At 75.4% G+C, this 14,404-nt stretch carries 14 protein-coding genes; 10 read left to right on the top strand and 4 right to left on the bottom strand.

Features of this window, described 5'->3' with window-relative positions:
• Window positions 1-1,757: MFS transporter (locus EUS26_RS14165; protein WP_337590223.1), on the top strand; the 1,757-nt coding region annotated here is incomplete at its 5' end.
• Between the two features lie 12 nt (window positions 1,758-1,769).
• Here EUS26_RS14165 and EUS26_RS14170 read toward each other — a convergent pair.
• On the bottom strand, window positions 1,770-2,705 hold the full coding sequence (locus tag EUS26_RS14170) for a ribonuclease HI family protein (RefSeq protein ID WP_130014481.1): 936 nt from the start codon (window positions 2,703-2,705) through the stop codon (window positions 1,770-1,772).
• A gap of 118 nt (window positions 2,706-2,823) precedes the next feature.
• Here EUS26_RS14170 and EUS26_RS14175 point away from each other — a divergent pair, with 118 nt between their 5' ends.
• Together EUS26_RS14175 and EUS26_RS14180 are read left to right on the top strand one after the other, a co-directional pair.
• Window positions 2,824-3,405 (top strand): HhH-GPD-type base excision DNA repair protein, encoded by a 582-nt coding sequence (locus EUS26_RS14175; RefSeq protein WP_130014482.1) that lies wholly within the window; start codon window positions 2,824-2,826, stop codon window positions 3,403-3,405.
• Entirely contained in the window at window positions 3,402-4,622 is a 1,221-nt protein-coding gene (locus EUS26_RS14180) for an MFS transporter (protein WP_238148998.1), read from the top strand. The genes EUS26_RS14175 and EUS26_RS14180 overlap by 4 nt, the downstream gene beginning before the upstream one ends.
• 24 nt (window positions 4,623-4,646) lie before the next feature.
• Here the strand turns inward: EUS26_RS14180 and EUS26_RS14185 are convergent, their stop codons facing one another.
• The gene (locus tag EUS26_RS14185; RefSeq protein ID WP_130014483.1) at window positions 4,647-5,465 is read right to left on the bottom strand and encodes an exodeoxyribonuclease III; all 819 of its coding nucleotides are present in this window, start codon (window positions 5,463-5,465) and stop codon (window positions 4,647-4,649) included.
• Between the two features lie 113 nt (window positions 5,466-5,578).
• On the opposite strand from EUS26_RS14185, the gene EUS26_RS14190 reads away from it, so the two are divergent.
• Both EUS26_RS14190 and aztD read left to right on the top strand, forming a co-directional pair.
• Window positions 5,579-6,031: a DUF2231 domain-containing protein gene (locus EUS26_RS14190; protein ID WP_130014484.1), complete on the top strand. Its 453-nt coding sequence runs from the start codon at window positions 5,579-5,581 to the stop codon at window positions 6,029-6,031.
• 106 nt (window positions 6,032-6,137) lie between these two features.
• Window positions 6,138-7,613, top strand: coding sequence for a zinc metallochaperone AztD (gene aztD / locus EUS26_RS14195; RefSeq protein ID WP_130014485.1), 1,476 nt, complete (start codon window positions 6,138-6,140; stop codon window positions 7,611-7,613).
• On the opposite strand, the gene EUS26_RS14200 is transcribed toward aztD, so the two are convergent.
• The gene (locus EUS26_RS14200; protein ID WP_130014486.1) at window positions 7,614-8,024 is read right to left on the bottom strand and encodes an SRPBCC family protein; all 411 of its coding nucleotides are present in this window, start codon (window positions 8,022-8,024) and stop codon (window positions 7,614-7,616) included.
• A gap of 162 nt (window positions 8,025-8,186) precedes the next feature.
• On the opposite strand from EUS26_RS14200, the gene EUS26_RS14205 reads away from it, so the two are divergent.
• The 4 genes from EUS26_RS14205 (at window position 8,187) to pyrE (ending at window position 11,908) form a co-directional block, all read left to right on the top strand.
• Window positions 8,187-8,987, top strand: coding sequence for a deoxyribonuclease IV (locus EUS26_RS14205; protein WP_130014487.1), 801 nt, complete (start codon window positions 8,187-8,189; stop codon window positions 8,985-8,987).
• Between the two features lie 131 nt (window positions 8,988-9,118).
• Window positions 9,119-9,904 carry an SDR family NAD(P)-dependent oxidoreductase gene (locus EUS26_RS14210; protein WP_130014488.1) on the top strand — a complete coding sequence of 262 codons (786 nt, stop codon included), beginning with the start codon at window positions 9,119-9,121 and terminating at the stop codon, window positions 9,902-9,904.
• Complete coding sequence (locus tag EUS26_RS14215) at window positions 9,901-11,283, top strand: glycoside hydrolase family 15 protein (RefSeq protein WP_130014489.1); 1,383 nt, start codon at window positions 9,901-9,903, stop codon at window positions 11,281-11,283. Before EUS26_RS14210 ends, EUS26_RS14215 begins: the two co-directional genes overlap by 4 nt.
• A gap of 76 nt (window positions 11,284-11,359) precedes the next feature.
• Window positions 11,360-11,908, top strand: coding sequence for an orotate phosphoribosyltransferase (pyrE, locus tag EUS26_RS14220; protein ID WP_130014490.1), 549 nt, complete (start codon window positions 11,360-11,362; stop codon window positions 11,906-11,908).
• A 28-nt stretch (window positions 11,909-11,936) separates the two neighbouring features.
• On the opposite strand, the gene EUS26_RS14225 is transcribed toward pyrE, so the two are convergent.
• Window positions 11,937-13,616: a sunset domain-containing protein gene (locus EUS26_RS14225; protein WP_130014491.1), complete on the bottom strand. Its 1,680-nt coding sequence runs from the start codon at window positions 13,614-13,616 to the stop codon at window positions 11,937-11,939.
• 140 nt (window positions 13,617-13,756) lie between these two features.
• Here EUS26_RS14225 and EUS26_RS14230 point away from each other — a divergent pair, with 140 nt between their 5' ends.
• Window positions 13,757-14,401, top strand: coding sequence for a TrmH family RNA methyltransferase (locus tag EUS26_RS14230; protein ID WP_130014492.1), 645 nt, complete (start codon window positions 13,757-13,759; stop codon window positions 14,399-14,401).
• Window positions 14,402-14,404 lie beyond the last annotated feature (3 nt).

Genomic DNA, 14,404 nt, shown 5'->3' on the forward strand with positions numbered 1-14,404 from the left:
AGGCCAGCACCCGCCCGGCCGCCAGGCCCGCGCGCGGCGCCCGGGCGCTGCTGGCCGTCGCGGCGCTCGCGGTGGCCCTGGCCGCGGCGGACACCTACGTCGTCGTCCTGGCGCTGACCGACATGATGGCCGGCGTCGGCGTCGGGATCGAGTCGCTGCAGCGGGGGACCCCGATCATCTCCGGCTTCCTGCTCGGCTACATCGCCGTGCTCCCGCTCATCGGGCGGGTGTCCGACCTCGTGGACCGGCGCCGCATCCTCCTCTGGTGCCTCGTCGTCTTCGTCATCGGCTCCGCGGTGACCGCTGCCGCCGTCGAGCTGCCGGTCATGGTGGGCGGCCGCTTCCTGCAGGGGCTGGGCGGGGGAGGGCTGGTGCCGGCCACCCTCGCGCTGGTGGCCGACCTGTGGCCGCCCGGGCGCCGCGGCATGCCCCTCGGCGTCGTCGGAGCGGTCCAGGAGCTGGGGTCGGTGCTGGGGCCGCTGCTCGGCGCGCTCGTCCTCGCCGTGGCCGGGTGGCGGGAGATCTTCTGGCTCAACGTCGCCCTCGGGCTGCTCGCCCTCCTCGGCGTCGCCCTCCTGCGCCCCGCGGCGCCCGCCCCCGACCGGGCGTCGCGCATGGTTGCCCCCCGCCCCGACCGAGCGTCGCGCATGGTTGCCCCTGGGGCGTCCGGGCGTCGCAGATGGTGGGTGACGGGCACGGCATACCTGCTGGCGGTGCTGGCGTCCGCGCTCTGGACGCTGACCCTGTGGGCGCCCGAGGCGCTGACCACCTCGATCGAGCTGGGGGTGCCGTTCGTGCCGTTCGACCCGGCGTCCGGGTCCCGGGTCGCGACGCCGGTCGGCGCGACCGCGGCCGTGGTCACCCTGCTCCTGCTGCTGGTCACCTCGCCCCGGTGGTTGCCGCTGCTGCTGCGCGCCGACCTCCTCGGCGCCACCTTCGTCGCGGTGGCGCTCGGGTCGCTGGTCCTGACCTTCTCGACGGCCGACCCCGAGGAGGAGGTGCTGGGCCCGTGGGGGGTGTGGCTGCTGCCGCTCGGCGCCGCGTCCACGGTGGCGTTCCTCCTGCGGCAGCGCCTCGCGGCGAACCCGCTCATCCCCGCCGGTGTCGTGCGGCGCCGCGTCTGGCCGGCCCTCGTCGTGAGCCTGCTCGTCGGCGCGTCCCTCGTCGCGGTCGTCGTGGACGTGCCGCTGCTGTCGCGTCTCACCCAGGGCACCGACGAGACCGACGCGGCGCTGGTCCTCGTCCGGTTCCTCGTCGCGGTGCCGGTCGGGGCGCTGCTCGGCGGGTGGCTGCTGCGCCGGGTCGGCCCGGCGGTGGTCGCGGCGCCCGGCCTGGCCCTGGCCGCGGTGTCGATCTTCGCCATGGCGCGCTGGGAGCGGGCCTCGCTCGACGAGCTGGTCGCCACCACCCTCGCGCTGGTCGGTGCCGGCTTCGGTGTCGGCCTCGCCATCGCACCGGTCAACGACGCCGCGCTGGCCGACGCCCGGCAGGACGGCCACGGCACGGTGAGCTCGCTCGTGGTCGTCGCCCGCATGGTCGGCATGGTGGTCGGTCTCGCCCTGCTCACCTCGCTGGGCCTGCGCCGCTTCCAGCTCGAGGTCGGATCGCTGCCCGACCCGACCGACACCGACGCGCTGCTCGACGCCGCGGTCGTCCAGGTGCAGACCGTCCTCACCGGCGCGGGGTATGCCGCGGCCCTCGCCGCGGTGGTCGCCCTCGCCCTGGGCTGGCGGCCGGCGGGGCGTGAGCGGGGCTGACGGGCGGGAGGCCTACTCCTCCGGGGTGCCCTGGTGGAAGCGCTGCTGCCACCGCTGCCCGGAGCGTTGCCACAGCGAGCTGCGCACCGTGCTGGTCCCAGCCCCGACGCCGCGCCACACCAGCAGCACGTGGTCGCGCGAGAGGCGCTGCACGTCGACCACCTCGAGCTCCACCCGGTCGGCCAGCGGCGCGATCTCCTCGAGCATCTCCGCGCGGCTCCACCGGCGGCCCGAGCGGCCGATCTCCTGCCAGGCCGGGTGCAGCAGCGCCGCGACGGCCGCGGGGTCGGAGCGCACCTCGCTGGTGAGCAGCGAGCGCTCCAGCGCCACCACCTCGTCCTCGTCGGCCGGCTCGTCGCCGGACCCGCCCCGCGGCCCGTCGACAGCGTCGCCGACCGGCCCGTCCACAGCGTCGTCGCCCAGCGAGAACAGGTCCGCCTGCGGCCGCGTGCCCCCGACCTCGAAGGCGTGCTCCGTCGGCGCCGACCCGACCACGAAGCCGGGGCCGCTGCTCGGTTCGCGCCCCGCGGCATACGCCTGGGCGGCGGCGTTGGCCAGCCGGTCGGCCTGCTCGTTGAGCGCGTGCCCGGCATGACCCTTGACCCACTGGAAGCGCACGTTGGGGCGCATCGCGGCGTCCAGCGCCTTGATGATCTCGACGTTGGCGACCGGCTTGCCGTCCCCCTTCTTCCAGCCGCGGCGCTTCCACCCGGGCATCCACTGGGTGATGGACTTGATGGCGTACTGCGAGTCGCACAGGACCAGCAGGTCGTCGTCGAGGTCGGCGGTCTGCTGCAGCAGGTCCAGCACCGCGGTGAGCTCGCCCATGTTGTTGGTGCCGTGCCGCCACCCGCCGCTGGCCCAGCGGTCGGCGTCGACGTACCACCCCCAGCCCGCCGGACCAGGGTTTTCGAGAGCGGATCCGTCCGCGGCGGCCACGACAGTCATGGGGTCCAGGGTAGGAGACGGGAGGGCGCCCCCCGGCACCGAGCGCGGGACGGGGTGGTCGTGGGGTGCGCGGGTGCTGCCCCGCCCGCTCCGCCGCGGGAGGTCCTAGGCTGACGGCATGACCGGCACCCTGCACCTGGTCGGCGAGGCCGAGGCCGACCGCATCCTGACCGAGCACCCGTTCGCCCTGCTGACCGGCATGCTGCTGGACCAGCAGATCCCCATGGAGGTGGCCTTCGACGGGCCCCGCAAGATCGTCGAGCGGCTCGGCTCGGTCGACCCGCGGGCCATCGCGGACACCGACCCCGAGGAGTTCGTCGCGCTGTGCGCCACCCCGCCCTCGGTGCACCGCTTCCCGAGGTCGATGGGCCAGCGGGTGCACGACCTCGCGACCGCCGTCGTCCGCGACTACGACGGCGACACCGCGGCGATCTGGACCGACGGCGACCCGGACGGCCGGGAGGTGCTCAAGCGGCTCAAGGCGCTGCCCGGCTTCGGTGACCAGAAGGCCCGCATCTTCCTCGCGCTCCTGGGCAAGCAGCGGGGCCTGCGCGCGGAGGGCTGGCGCGAGGCGGCCGGCGACTACGGCCGGGAGGGCGTGCACATGTCGATCGCGGACGTCACGGGGGCCGACTCGCTGCAGCAGGTGCGGGCCTACAAGAGGGAGAAGAAGGCCGCCGCCAAGGCTGCCCAGGGGTGAGCGGCGCCCCCCTCGGACCGTCCGGTGCCCTGACCTCGCCCCGGGGCTCGGTGTGGTCCAGCCCGGGCATGCTGGCGCTCGCGCTGCTCGCGACCGCCGGGTTCACGGGGTATGCCTCGCTGCTCCCGGTCGCCCCGCTGTGGGCGGTCGCGGGCGGGGCGGACAGCGCCGGGGCCGGTCTGGTCAACTTCGTGCTCCTCGGCACCACGGTGGCCACGCAGTTCGCCGTGCCGTGGGCCGTCCGCCGGGCGGGGTGGGCCCTCGTGCTCTCCCTCGGCATGGTGTTCCTCGGGGTGCCCTCGCTGCTGCACCTGCTCACGGCCGACCTCGGGCCGGTCCTGGCCCTGTCCGCGGTCCGCGGGGTGGGGTTCGGCATCCTCACGGTGGCGGCCAACGCCGCCGCGGTGCTGCTCGTCGAGCCGGCGCGGCGGGGTGCGGCGGTGGGGGCCTACTCCTTCGCGCTGTCCCTGCCGCTGGTCGTCGTCATGCCGGTGGGGGGCTGGGTCGCCGAGTCGGTCGGTTTCTGGCCGGTCTTCGCCGTCGGCGCGCTGCCTCTGGCCGGCATCCCCGCCTGTCTCGCGGTGGCACGGCACCTTCCCCACCGCTCCACGCACGACGCCGGCCACACCGAGGTGGCCGAGCCGGGCACGCCGCGGGCCACCTCCCTGGCGCTGCTGCGGCCCACGCTCGTCCTGCTGGCCATCACCTTCGCCGGGGGCGCCGTCATCACCTTCGCCCCGCAGATGGTGGAGGTGCCCTGGCTGTCGGCAGCCGGGCTCTTCGCCGTCGGGCTGCTCTCCGCCGTGACCCGGTGGCAGGTGGGCGGGCTCGCCGACCGCACCGGCGCGCAGCGGCTGCTCGTGCCCGCGGTGCTCGTCACCGTGCTGGTGCTGGGCTCCTTCGCGTGGGTGGTCCGCACCCCCGTGGACACCTCCCGCGCGCTCCCCTGGATCCTCGTCTGCGCCCTCGTCGGGGTCTGCTACGGCACCCTGCAGACCCTGACGATGCTGCGCGCCTTCGAGGCGGCCGGGCCCCGTCGGGTGGGCGCGGCCAGCGCGGTGTGGAACGCCGGCTTCGACACCGGCACCGCCACCGGCTCGCTCGTCGTCGGCGGGGTGGCGGTGGCCTCCGGCTTCGGACCGGGTATGGCGCTCGCCGCCCTCCTCTGCCTGCTCACCGTGCCGCTGGCCCGGGCTCGGCCGCGCCCGCCCCGCTGACGCCGGGACCCGGCGGTCGGGAGCTCAGCGGTCAGAGGCTCGGCGGTCGGCCAGGTCCACGACGACGGGGGCGTGGTCCGAGGCGCCCTTGCCCTTGCGCTCCTCGCGGTCGATGAAGGCGCCCTCGACCCGCTGCGCGAGGGCGGGCGAGCCGAGGCAGAAGTCGATGCGCATGCCGCGCCGCTTGGGGAAGGCCAGCTGCGTGTAGTCCCAGTAGGTGAAGGTCCCCGGGCCGGGCGTGTGCTCGCGGGTGACGTCGGCATACCCCGCCCGGACGACCGCGTCGAAGGCGTCGCGCTCCGCCGGGCTGGTGTGCGTCTTGCCCTCGTAGTACTCCACCGACCAGACGTCGTCGTCGGTGGGGGCGATGTTCCAGTCGCCCATGAGGGCGACCGGTGCCCCCGCGTCCTGCTCGAGCCACGCCTGGCCCGCGTCCCGCAGCGCCTCGAGCCAGCGCAGCTTGTAGTCCAGGTGGGGGTCCTGCAGGGACCGGCCGTTGGGCACGTAGAGGCTCCACACCCGCACCCCGCCGCAGGTCGCCCCCAGCGCCCGGGCCTCGACCGCGGGCTCGGCGCCCTCCGGTGCCCACGCGGGCTGGCCGGGGAAGGACGTGACGACGTCGGCCAGCCCCACCCGGCTGACGATGGCCACCCCGTTCCACTGGTTCAGGCCGACGTGCGCGACCTCGTACCCGGCCTGCTCGAACGGCAGCAGCGGGAACTGGTCGTCGCGGCACTTGGTCTCCTGCAGCGCGAGGACGTCGACGTCGTGCCGGTCCAGGAAGTCGACCGCACGGTCCACCCTGGTCCGGATGCTGTTGCAGTTCCACGTCGCGATACGCACACGGGCACCCTACGTGCCCCGCCGACCCCAGGTGTCCCGCTGCTGGCTCACAGGCGGATCCCAGCCACGAGGGAAACAGTTGAGTCTTCATCTACCCGCCCCGGGAGGTCGTCATGCTGGGTCTACCGGTCCACCCCCTGCTCGTCCACTTCGCGATCGTGCTCCTGCTGCTCGCGGCCGGCGCCCAGCTGCTGGTCGTCGTGCTGCCGCGCTTCCGCCGCTGGCTGGGCTGGGGTATGCCGCTGCTCGCCGTCGTCGCGGCCGTCGTCGCCCGGGTGACGCAGAGCTTCGGCGAGATCCTGCTGCAGTCGGTCGGCAGCAGCCAGATCCTGGAGGAGCACGGGGCGTGGGGCGTCCGCACCGGGGTGGCCGGGATCATCCTCGCCGTCCTCAGCGTGCTGCACTGGGTGGCCACCTCGCCGTGGGGGCGCTCGCGCTGGGCGGGCCGGTGGCCGGGGTGGGTCGGGACGGCCCTCGGGGTGCTGGCCGCCGTGGCCGCGGTCTGGGCGGTCGTCGCCGTCACGCTCGCCGGGCACACCGGCGCCACGTCCGTCTGGGGTGGCTGACACCGCTCTCGGTAACGGACGGGGCCGGTCGCGGTCGCCGCACGACGCCCCGCACCCCGCGGGGCGACGACTTGACCTGCACGCCGATATTGATAATGATTCCCACATGCATACAAGACTTCTGCCCCTGACCGTGGCCGCCTCGCTCCTGCTCGTGGGGTGTGCCACGGGGTCCACGACGTCCGGTGCGGGGAGCGCGGAGCAGGAGGCCGACGCCGCCAGCACCGGGGACACCGAGTCCGACAGGTCCGCGGACTCCAGCGAGACGACCTCCGAGGAGGAGTCGGGAGACGGCTCCGAAGGTGAGTCCGAGGCGGCCCCGACCATCGAGGCCGGCGGCCCGAGCCCGCGGCTGGGGGTCACCTACGACGGCGGCGTCATGGTGCTCGACGCCCTGTCGCTCGAGGTGGTGGGGGAGATGGAGGCCGAGGGCTTCACCCGGCTCAACCCGGCCGGTGACGGGCGCCACCTGTTCCTCACCGACGGCGACGCCTTCCGGCTCCTGGACGCCGGGACGTGGAGCGAGCCGCACGGCAACCACGACCACAGCTACACCACCGAGCCGCGGCTCACCGACCTGACCGCCGACGGTTCCCACCCCGGCCACGTGGTCCGGCACGGCGGCACGACCGCCCTCTACTTCGACGGCGCCGGTCGGATCGACATCCTGGACCCCGCCGAGCTGGACGCCACGGCGAGCGAGCTCCCGGTCACCGGGTCGATCGAGGTGGACGAGCCCCACCACGGCGTCGCGGTGCACCTCGAGGACGGGTCGCTGCTGCAGACCGTCGGCACCGAGGACGAGCGCACCGGCGCCATGGTCACCGGACCCGACGGCGAGCAGATCGCCACCACGGACGAGTGCCCGGGGGTGCACGGCGAGACCGTCGCGGAGGGCGAGGCCGTCGTGCTCGGCTGCGAGGACGGCCCGGTGATCTTCGCCGACGGCAGCTTCTCGAAGGTCGAGGCCCCCGACGAGTACGCCCGGACGGGCAACGTCGCCGGCTCGGAGGAGTCGCACGTCGTCCTGGGCGACTACAAGGTGGACGAGGACGCCGAGCTGGAGCGCCCGGAGCGGGTCAGCCTCATCGACACCGAGACCGCGCAGATGCAGCTCGTCGAGCTGGGCACGTCCTACAGCTTCCGCTCGCTGGGCCGCGGCCCGCAGGGTGAGGCCCTCGTCCTCGGCACCGACGGCCAGCTCCACGTCATCGACCCGGACAGCGGCGAGATCACCGAGGAGATCCCGGTCGTGCAGGAGTGGGAGGAGCCGATGGAGTGGCAGGACCCGCGGCCGACGCTCTTCGTCATGGGCCAGTTCGCCTACGTGTCCGAGCCCTCCACGAGCGAGATCCACATCGTCGACCTGGCCTCGATGGACGTCATCGACTCGGCCACCGTGCCGCACGAGCCCAACGAGCTCTCGGGCGTCACCGGGGACGTCGAGCCGGAGCACGCCCACGAGCATCAGCACGAGGACGAGGACCACGAGGACGAGGGTCACGACCACGAGGGTGAGGGCGAGGAGCACGACCACGAGGGTCACGACCACGAGGAGCAGACGGAGGGCGCGGACTCCTGATCAGGGTCGCGTGATCTGACGCACGGCACGCAGGTATGCCGCGCGCACGGCCGGGGACGCCAGCGCCGCGACGGCGCCGGGCACCCCGGCCACGGCATACGTCTGCTCCCAGCGGATCCGGGTGTCGGCGCCCGCGGGGCGCAGGGTGACGTCGATGCGGCCGGTGAGGGGGCGGCCGACCTTCTCGATGACGGCCCGGTCGTAGGGCTCCCAGAGCCGCACGACCATCTCGTCGTCGACGTGGACCGGGCCGAGGCGGGTCCGGGCGACGAAGCCGGCGCCCGGACCGAGCGGCTCGCCGACGGTCGTGGTCAGGGGGATCGCGGCGGTGTGCCGGTCGAGGTCCCACAGCCGCTCCCACACCTGGGCGGGCGGGCCCGGCACCAGCACGTCGAACCAGAACTCGGCCATGCCGCCACCCTAGGCCACCCCACGCCGCCCGCCGCCCGCACAGGACGCGTCCTCCGTCGACACCGGACGCGTCCTCCGTCGACACAGGACGTGTGCTCCGGACGACGCGGTGGTCCGGTGGGGCCTGACCGCGCGTCCGGTGCCGTGCCTACGATGGCGGGTATGAGCGCGCCGGCCCTGGGAGCACACGTCGAGCAGACCGACCCGATCGCCGAGGCGCGGGCGCGGCGGGCGCCGCTGGTGCAGTTCTTCCTGGGGGACCCGCAGGGCTACCAGGGGCCGGAGATCCGGTATGCCGGTGGGGCCGACGCGCTGCGCGCCGACGCCGAGGAGGCGGGGGTCGACCTCTACGTCCACGCGCCGTACATCATCAACGTCGCCACGCTCAACAACCGCATCCGCATCCCGTCCCGCAAGCTGCTGCAGCAGCACCTCGACGCGGCCACCCAGATCGGCGCCAAGGGCCTCATCGTGCACGGCGGTCACGTCAACGCCAAGGACGACCCGGAGAAGGGCTTCGACAACTGGCGCAAGGCCGTCGAGTCGCTGACCTTCGGGGACACCCCGGTCCTCATCGAGAACACCGCCGGCGGCGACAACGCCATGGCCCGCCACCTGGACCGCATCGCCCGCGTCTGGGACGCGGTCGGTGCGGCCGAGGGGGCCGAGCACGTCGGCTTCTGCCTGGACACCTGCCACGCCTGGGCCGGTGGCATCGAGCTGGGTGACGCCGTCGACCGGGTGCGCGCCATCACCGGACGCATCGACCTGGTCCACGTCAACGACTCGCGGGACGCCGCGGGCTCCGGCGCCGACCGGCACGCGAACCTCGGCGCCGGCCACGTGCCGCCGGACGAGCTCGCCGACGTCGTCCGGGCCGCCGGGGCGCCCGCCCTGGTGGAGACCCCGGGCGGCGCCGACGAGCACCTCGCCGACCTCGACTGGCTCCGCGATCGCCTCTAGCCGGTCCGGGCCACCCGCCGACCTCGACCGACCCGACGGCGGGGGTGCCACCGGCCGACCTCGACCGACCCGACGGCGGGGGTGCCACCGGCCGTCGCGCCGTCCCGGACGGTCCGGCATACCCTGCTGCCATGGGAACAGCGCTGGTGACCGGGGCCTCCGCCGGACTGGGACGGGAGTTCGCGGCGCAGCTCGCGCGCCGCGGCCACGACCTCGTGCTGGTGGCGCGGGACGAGGGGCGGCTGACCGCGCTCGCGGACGAGCTCATCGCCCGGCACGGCGTGGGCGTGGAGGTCCTGCCGGCCGACCTGTCCGACCGCGCGGCCCTCGGGCGGGTCGCCGACCGGGTCGCCGACCGTGACCGACCGGTGGACCTGGTCGTCAACAACGCCGGCTTCGGGAGCCGACGCGGCTTCGTCCGTGGCGATCTCGCCGAGGAGGAGGCGGCCCTCGACCTCATGGTGCGGGCCGTCATGGTGCTCTCGCACGCCGCCGGTGGGGCCATGCGGGAGCGCCGGCGCGGGGCCATCCTCAACGTCTCGTCGGTGGCGTCCTTCGCGGTGATGGGCCACTACTCGGCGATCAAGTCCTACGTCACCGTCTTCTCCGAGGCGCTGGCGACCGAGCTGGCCCCGCACGGGGTCACGGTGACGGCGCTGTGCCCCGGTTTCGTGCACACCGAGTTCCACGACCGGGCCGAGATGAACATGTCGCGGCTCCCGGACGCCCTCTGGCTCGACGCGGGCGACGTCGTGCGCACCGCCCTCGAGGACGTCGCGCGGGGCACGGTCGTCTCGGTGCCGTCGGTGACCTACCGGTCCCTGGTCGGTGTCCTGCGGGTGGCGCCGCGCCGGCTCACCCGGTCCGTCGCCGGCTCCCTCGCCGCCCGTCGGCGGCCCCGCGACACCCGGGGATGAGCCGGCGCAGCCGGCTGGCCGCGGCGCTCGCGGTGCTGCTCGTCAGCAGCGGCGCCCTGGTCTGGCAGGGCAGCCACCGGCAGGTGCCCCTGCACCAGGAGACGGCGACCCGCGACGCGTGGGGCCGTCTGGTCGAGGTGGCCCCCGGGCGCTCGGCGGACGGGTGGCTCCCGCTGTCCTCGGACCCCGCCACGGTGCCCCTCGAGGTGTCCGTCCTCGCCGCCCGCGAGGCGTCGCGCCAGGCGTGGCTCGCCTCCGGCTGGGTGCCCGGGGCGAGCGACCCGCGCGCGGCGATGGTGCGCGCGGCCCTGGCCGACCTGCACACCCTCACCGCGCCCACGGGCGCGGCGCCCGGCGCGGTGCTCGCCGGTCCGTCCCCCGCCTGGCGCTACGTCTGGCCGCGCGACGCCGCCTGCGTCGCGGTCGCGTTCGCGCGCACCGGGCACCAGCAGGACGCGCTGCGCACCCTGCTCCTGCTGCAGGAGCTGCAGGCCGGCGACGGCTCGATGCAGGCGCGCTACCTGCCCGGGGGCGACGGGGGCGTCCCGGACGACCGGGAGCCGCAGGAGGACGGGCCGGGCTGGGCGCTGTGGGCGGCCGCCGCGCTGGTCGAGGAGGGTATGCCGCCGCCCGAGACCGGGGGCGACGCCGGGTCCGGGCTCGGGGCCGGTGCCGAGCCGGCCGCCGAGGGGCAGCAGGTGGCCGAGCTGCTCACCCCGCTGGTGGTCCGGTCGTCCGCGCGGCTGCTCGCCCGGCTCGACCCGCAGACCGGGCTGCCGCGGCCCTCGCCGGACTACTGGGAGCGCCCGGAGGACGAGCTGACCCTCGCCGTCGCCGCCACCAGCCTCATGGGCCTGGAGGCGGCGGCCGGCCTGCACGCCCAGGGACTGGTCGCCGGGACGGCGTGGGCGCAGGCCGGTGTCGACCCGCGCCGGCTGGCACCGGCGGCCGAGGACCTGCGGTCCCGCATCGTCGAGGAGTTCGGGCCGCGGTTCCCCCGGCACGCCGGTGGGCGTCCGGACGCCGCGGTGACGCTGCTGCTGCCGCCCTTCCTGGACGAGCCGGTGCGGGGGGCGGACACGGCGCGGCTGCGGGGGCAGCAGGCCCAGCTGCGGCCGGCCGGCGGCATGGCGCCGGGCGCCGGGTGGCGCAACGACGGCGTGTCCTGGACGCCGCAGACGGCGCTGCAGGCCGTCGCGGCGGCGCACAACGGGCACCCGCAGGAAGCGGCCCGGTGGCTGGACTGGCTGGCAGCCCACCGGACGGACGCGGGGGCGCTGCCGGAGAAGGTGCTGCACGACGGTGACCCCGCCGCCGTGGCGCCGCTGGGGTGGACCGCGGCGCTGGTGCTGCTGGCCGTGCGCGCCCCGCACCCCTGACCGGCCGGGTCACGGCCGCCCGGCCTCCTCCCCGCGCGCGGGGGCGGACGCCGAGACGCTGGCTAGGGTGGGCGCCATGACCTCTCGCGACCGTCTGCTCCGTCACATCACCGACCTGGCCGTGGTGCACGGCAGGGTGCGGTTGTCCTCCGGGGCGGAGGCCGACTACTACGTCGACCTGCGTCGCGTCACCCTGCACGGCGAGGCCGCGCCGCTGGTGGGCGAGGTCATGCTCGACCTCGTCGACGACCTGGAGGTCGACGCCGTCGGGGGGCTGACGATGGGGGCGGACCCGGTCGCCGCGGCGATGCTGCACGCGGCCGCGAGACGGGAGGGGCACCCGCTGGACGCCTTCGTCGTCCGCAAGAGCGAGAAGGCCCACGGTCTGCAGCAACGGATCGAGGGCCCGGCGCTCTCCGGTCGTCGCGTCGTCGTCGTCGAGGACACCTCCACCACCGGGACCTCCCCGCTCACCGCTGTGGAGGCGGTCCGCGAGGCGGGGGCCGAGGTGGTCGCGGTCGCGGTCATCGTCGACCGGGACAGCGGGGCGCGGGAACGCATCGAGGAGCAGGGCATCGCGTACCGCGCCGCCTACGCGCTGGACGACCTGGGCCTCGCGGGCTGACCCGCCCGCGAGGCCCAGGCCTCGTCGCTCAGCGCTGGCGGCGGTCCCAGTGGGCGAAGCCGGCGGCGCGGGCCGCGTCCTCGCTCTCGAACCAGACCTCCGCACGCACGCCGTCGTAGCTGGGCGACTGGGGCGTGTGGAACAGCATCGACCCGGTGTTGCCCTTGATCGTCCATCCCGACGGGCCGGACCCGTCCTCCAGCGGCTCGGCGGAGCCGGCGCCGTAGATGGACTCGGCGAACACCGGGGACTCCGTCTGGGCGGCCGGGTGCTCATCGGCGACCGGGCTCCCCGTCACCGGCGCCGCGGCGGCCGACGTCTCGGAGGTGTCCTCGACGCGGTGCTCGTCGTGGCGCTCGTCCGCGGTGACGGGGCTCTCGGTGACCGGAGCGCCGGTGCTGGTGTCCGGGGCCACCCAGGCGTCGTCGTGGCGCTCGTCGACCACGGAGGCCTCGGTGGTGGCGGTGTCGGGGGTGTCCCAGCCCCCGCCCGGCGTCCCCTCGGCGGGAGCGGGAGGGACGTCGGTGGGTGCGGTGTCGGGGGTGTCCCAACCCTCGCTCTGCGCGTCCTCGCTGACGGAGGCCTCGGTGGTGGCGGTGTCAGGCGTACCCCAGGCGCCGCCCTGAGTCTCCTCGGCGGGAGGGACGTCGGTGTATGCCGTGTCGGGCGTGCCCCAGGACCCGCCCGCGGTGCCGTCGCCGGCCGCCCCCTCGGTGCTGGCCGTGTCCGGGGTGTCCCACCGGGCGTCCTGGCGCTCCTCGGTCACGGAGGCGTCGGTGGGGGCGGTGTCGGGCGTGTCCCACATGTCGCCACGACTCTCGTCCTCCAGCGCGCCCGCGGCGCCGGCCGCGCCCACCGCACCGGCGGCGGAGGCTCCGGCGACGCGGTCGTCCTGGCGGTCCTGGTCGTCGTCGTGGGAGGCGTCGTCACCGGGGGAGAGGTCGCCGCGGTATGCCTCGTCGCCGACGGTCTGGTCCTCGGTCGTGACGTGGCCCTGCGAGGCCAGGACCTCGTCGGCGGTCAGCGGCTCGCCAGCCGGGTCCTGGGCGCCCGCGGGGTCCGTGAACTCGGGAGCCTCGTCGTGGCGCCGGGCCACCTCGTCCTCAGGCTGCACCACCTCGTCCTCGCCCACCATGCGGTCCTCGGCGGCGGTGTCGCCCCAGCCGTCGTCCCGCCGCTCGTCCACCCCGTGCTCGGACGGCTGCTCGAGGCTGCCGTCCCGCTCGTCGACCACCGGGGCGAAGGTCTGCTGGTGGCCCTCGTCCTCCCGGTCGACCTCCGCGCCGCCCGTCGTGCCCTCGGGCCGCTCGTCGTAGCGGGACTCGACCGCCGGCCCGGCATACCCCTCGTCGGTGCCGGTGGTGCCGTACCCCTCGTCGGTGCCGGTGGTGCCGTACCCCTCGTCGGTCCCCGCCGTGCCGTCCTCGTCGGAAGCCCGGTGGACCTCGGTGCCGCCCACCGGCTCGGCCGTCGGGGCCGGCCCGGTCTGCCCCGTCACCGGGTCCGCCATCGGCACGTCGGCGTCGGTGCTGCCGTCCCGGGTGTCGACGGCGCCGGCGCCCTGGCCCTCCCGGGCCCCCAGCTCGTCGTGGTCGCGGGCGTCGAGGGCCGCGTCGCCGTCGCCGCCCGGGCGCCGCAGCAGCCAGAAGATGACGATGCCGACGAGGAGCAGCAGCAGGATCAGCAGGATCCAGGTGGTGGTGTCCATCGTGGTCCCTCCGTTCGGCGGCCCGGTGCGGCCGCAAGTCGGGTACGTGGCGGGCTGGTGCCCGCGACCGACCCCCACCGTAGTGCGAAACCCCCAGGTCGGCCACGGCAGACCGACGCCGCGGTGCGACAATGCTGCAGATGAGCGAGCCGCCCGAGGCCCCCGTGGGGGTCGGTCCGTGGGAGGGCCCGTGGCCGGCCCTCGAGTCGGGCGACCTGCCGGCGCACCTCGACCCCGAGCTCCTCGCCGGTGGCGACCGCCGCAACGTCCTGGACCGCTACCGCTACTGGCGTCACGAGGCGGTGGTGGCCGACCTCGACACCCGCCGGCACGGGTTCCACGTCGCGATCGAGAACTGGGGCCACGACTTCAACATCGGCTCGGTCGTCCGCACCGCGAACGCCTTCAACGCCGCCGCGGTCCACATCGTGGGCCGCCGCCGCTGGAACCGGCGCGGGGCGATGGTCACCGACCGCTACCTGCACGAGCACCACCACCCGGACGTCGCCGCCCTGCTCCGCTGGGCGGACGGGGCGGGGCTGCCGGTCCTGGGTGTGGACAACGTGCCGGGCTCGGTGCCCCTGGAGCGGTATGCCGTGCCCCGGGACTGCGTGCTCCTGCTCGGGCAGGAGGGCCCGGGGCTGAGCGCCGAGGCGGTCCGCGGCTGCGTGGACGTGCTGGCGATCACCCAGCACGGCTCCACCCGGTCGCTCAACGCGGGCGCGGCCGCGGCGATCGTCATGTACCACTGGGCGCTGCAGCACGCGGCCGACCTGAGACCATGAGCG

The sequence above is a fragment of the Serinicoccus sediminis genome (assembly GCF_004153545.1).
In the GTDB taxonomy this organism is placed as follows: domain Bacteria; phylum Actinomycetota; class Actinomycetes; order Actinomycetales; family Dermatophilaceae; genus Ornithinicoccus; species Ornithinicoccus sediminis_A.